Annotated in this window: 1 protein-coding gene and 1 pseudogene; both read left to right on the top strand. The window is 49.9% G+C overall.

All coding sequences use genetic code 11. The annotated features are described in order from the left end of the window. A partial coding sequence (locus ACTHUR_RS14605; protein ID WP_440399305.1) for a phosphoribosylanthranilate isomerase occupies nt 1-311 on the top strand: 311 nt, incomplete at its 5' end. A 36-nt stretch (nt 312-347) separates the two neighbouring features. Next, nucleotides 348-676 (top strand): annotated as a pseudogene (locus ACTHUR_RS14600) (DNA glycosylase); the annotation flags it as partial.

Genomic DNA, 676 nt, shown 5'->3' with positions numbered 1-676 from the left:
TGCGTGTACAGTCCGCAGCCGATATTCAGACGGCCTGTGCCAAATTTCCGAATGCACGCGCCTTGTTGTTTGATGCTTATCATCCGACCGAATACGGCGGTACGGGACAAAGTTTCGATTGGACCATGTTGCACGGCAATATCGGCAAACCGTGGATACTTGCCGGCGGATTGACTGCGGAAAACGTTGCCGAAGCGGTAAAAATCAGTGGCGCGGCGGCGGTGGATGTGTCCGGCGGCGTGGAGATCTCCGGCGGGGTTAAGAGCAGGGAGAAAATGGCGGCGTTTATTCAGGCAGTAAAGGCCGTCTGAAAATTTGTTTGAATGAAAAACAACCGGAATACAGATATGCAAGAGTCAATCGTTGAGTCCCACCCCTTCGCAGCCTTGTTGCCTCCGCAGGCAACGGTCATGATGATGGGGACGTTTCCGCCTAAAGAAGAAAAACACGCGATGCAGTTTCATTATCCGAATTTTCAAAACGATATGTGGCGTGTGTATGGGCTGGTGTTTTTCGGCGATGCGGCGCATTTTCAAAAGCAGGGCGAAAAAGCGTTTGAAGCCGATAAAATCAAAGCGTTTTTGAGTGAAAAGGGGATTGCATCCTGTCCGACCGTATTGAAGGCAATACGCGAACATGGCAATGCTTCGGATAAGTTTTTAAAAGTGATAGAAAC

This window comes from Neisseria sp. P0021.S007, from assembly GCF_051956855.1.
The sequence above is the reverse complement of the archived record's forward strand: the minus strand, read 5'-3'. Positions and strand labels throughout refer to the sequence as shown.